The sequence below is a fragment of the Snodgrassella alvi genome (assembly GCF_002777855.1).
In the GTDB taxonomy this organism is placed as follows: Bacteria; Pseudomonadota; Gammaproteobacteria; order Burkholderiales; family Neisseriaceae; genus Snodgrassella; species Snodgrassella alvi_E.
Window position 1 is genome coordinate 1 of record NZ_MEIK01000042.1, and the last position, 3,133, is coordinate 3,133.

The window sequence follows — 3,133 nt, forward strand, 5'->3', positions numbered from 1 at the left end:
AAAGTTTTATTATCATGCAAATAATCTATTTCGGTTTGTTCTTTATAGCTCATTAGCGCACCATCAGTAAGGCGATAAAACAAACCAAAGCTTTTAATGGGTAGCTGATAAGTAATAGGTGGACGTTTGTATTTTTGTGCTTTTTTGCTGGCATCAAAATCACCAGGGTCTCCAACATAACGCACCCAGTGAAGTACTACGCCGTCAGGAATACTGACTGGTTTACCGCCCAGATTACCAATGGAATCATAGCGGCCAAATCGGTCCTGATTAATGAAAGGTACCGGCTGCTGTTTGGCTTTGTCTTTATCCTTATCAGAACAGCCAGCCAGCAAAAGCAGGCCAGTTAAACAGACAGCTTTAGCATACGAAATCAATAAATTTCTCATACTGATGTCTCCTGTAGGACTAACATATAAATTAGCATAATTTTAAGATAATGCAAACAAAAATATACACAAAAATTAACTAATGTAATGAAAAATTAACTCTGAATGGATTATTATGTTTAATATATATACAAGCTACCGAATATAATTAGCGTAAAATAGCAAGCAAACCGGAATTTCTCTTAAAAAATGGCAAAATTGGCTGAATGAGGTTGTATCAGTTGTGCATCTGTTTCAATTTATATCTTGCCAGCCTGCTTTTTAATTAATTTGCCATCATTAGTCACCACCCAGCTATCTAGTATGGCAGCGATATTTTTTTCGGTTTGCCGCCATAACTTGAGATAGGTACGGTTGTAACTGATACTAACTTTTACTGGAAAATTACTAACAAAAAAATCATGATGACAAGATTGTACTTGGCCAACAATATCGCAAAGGATAAGGGTTTTAATGTTATTATTAGCATCTCGATAGATATACAGATCCCGTCCTGCAATATTATCAGTCCATGGCTGATTGGTACTGGGGTCTATACCGTTATTGGCTTGGTAATAGGTTAAGCCAAATACTTTATTAGGCTGCTTAGAATATTCAAAATCCCAGCTTTCTTTTGACGATTTTAAAATATTTTTAAACCTATGATTATAATTTTTGAATTGCTTAGGACTTACTAAATTATAAACAATCATGTGTCCCCATGGAAAGGGCTTACCTTCAGGAATTAAAGTTTTATTATCATGCAAATAATCTATTTCGGTTTGTTCTTTATAGCTCATTAGCGCACCATCAGTAAGGCGATAAAACAAACCAAAGCTTTTAATGGGTAGCTGATAAGTAATAGGTGGACGTTTGTATTTTTGTGCTTTTTTGCTGGCATCAAAATCACCAGGGTCTCCAACATAACGCACCCAGTGAAGTACTACGCCGTCAGGAATACTGACTGGTTTACCGCCCAGATTACCAATGGAATCATAGCGGCCAAATCGGTCCTGATTAATGAAAGGTACCGGCTGCTGTTTGGCTTTGTCTTTATCCTTATCAGAACAGCCAGCCAGCAAAAGCAGGCCAGTTAAACAGACAGCTTTAGCATACGAAATCAATAAATTTCTCATACTGATGTCTCCTGTAGGACTAACATATAAATTAGCATAATTTTAAGATAATGCAAACAAAAATATACACAAAAATTAACTAATGTAATGAAAAATTAACTCTGAATGGATTATTATGTTTAATATATATACAAGCTACCGAATATAATTAGCGTAAAATAGCAAGCAAACCGGAATTTCTCTTAAAAAATGGCAAAATTGGCTGAATGAGGTTGTATCAGTTGTGCATGTATTGTTCCAAAAATAATTTCTTCAATCAGTGGTGTAAGGGTATGCATCTTTTAGACTTATACCTTGCCAGCCTGCTCTTTAATTAATTTGCCATCATTAGTGACTACCCAGCTATCCAGTATGGCAGCGATATTTTTTTCGGTTTGTTGCCATAGTTTTAAATAGACACGGTTGTAAGTTATACTGACATCTATCGGAAAATTATTAACAATAAAATCATGATGACAATGTTTTATTTCTCCAACAATATCACATAGGATAAGGGTTTTAATGTTATTATTTGCATCCCGATAGATATACAGATCTTTTCCTGCAATATTATCTGTCCATGGTTGATTGGTACTGGGGTCTATACCGTTATTGGCTTGATAATAGGTTAAACCAAATACCTTATTAGGTTGTTTAGAATATTCAAAATCCCAACTTTCTTTTGATGATTCTAGAATATTATTAAACCATTGATTGAAGGTTTTAGATTGTTTAGGGCTATATATGTTATAAATAATTGTATGAGCCCATGGAAAAGGCTGACCTATACGAATCAAAGTTTTGTTATCATGCATATAATCAATATCAGTTTGTTCTTTCCTGCTCAAAACTGCACCATCGGTAAGGCGATATACAAATCCAAAACTTTCGATTGGTAGCTGATAGGTAATAGGTGGGCGCTTATATTTTCTGGCTTTTCTGCTGGCATCAAAATCTCCGGGATCACCGACGTAGCGCACCCAAGAAGATACCACACCCTCGGGAATACTGACTGGTTTACCGCCCAGATTACCAATGGAATCATAGCGGCCAAATCGGTCCTGATTAGTGAAAGGTACCGGCTGCTGTTTGGCTTTGTCATTATTATCAGAACAGCCAGACAGCAAAAGCAGGCCAGTTAAACAGACAGCTTTAGCATACGAAATCAATAAATTTCTCATACTGATGTCTCCTGTAGGACTAACATATAAATTAGCATAATTTTAAGATAATGCAAACAAAAATATACACAAAAATTAACTAATGTAATGAAAAATTAACTCTGAATGGATTATTATGTTTAATATATATACAAGCTACCGAATATAATTAGCGTAAAATAGCAAGCAAACCGGAATTTCTCTTAAAAAATGGCAAAATTGGCTGAATGAGGTTGTATCAGTTGTGCATGTATTGTTCCAAAAATAATTTCTTCAATCAGTGGTGTAAGGGTATGCATCTTTTAGACTTATACCTTGCCAGCCTGCTCTTTAATTAATTTGCCATCATTAGTGACTACCCAGCTATCCAGTATGGCAGCGATATTTTTTTCGGTTTGTTGCCATAGTTTTAAATAGACACGGTTGTAAGTTATACTGACATCTATCGGAAAATTATTAACAATAAAATCATGATGACAATGTTTTATTT

Annotated in this window: 4 protein-coding genes; all 4 read right to left on the reverse strand. The window is 35.0% G+C overall.

Annotated features, from left to right (window positions below):
* A partial coding sequence (locus BHC43_RS10570) for a hypothetical protein (protein ID WP_218966491.1) occupies positions 1-389 on the reverse strand: 389 nt, incomplete at its 3' end.
* A 239-nt stretch (positions 390-628) separates the two neighbouring features.
* Entirely contained in the window at positions 629-1,504 is an 876-nt protein-coding gene (locus tag BHC43_RS10575; RefSeq protein WP_100156508.1) for a hypothetical protein, read from the reverse strand.
* Between the two features lie 287 nt (positions 1,505-1,791).
* Positions 1,792-2,664: a hypothetical protein gene (locus tag BHC43_RS10580; RefSeq protein WP_100156509.1), complete on the reverse strand. Its 873-nt coding sequence runs from the start codon at positions 2,662-2,664 to the stop codon at positions 1,792-1,794.
* 287 nt (positions 2,665-2,951) lie between these two features.
* A partial coding sequence (locus tag BHC43_RS10795) for a hypothetical protein (protein ID WP_180297495.1) occupies positions 2,952-3,133 on the reverse strand: 182 nt, incomplete at its 5' end.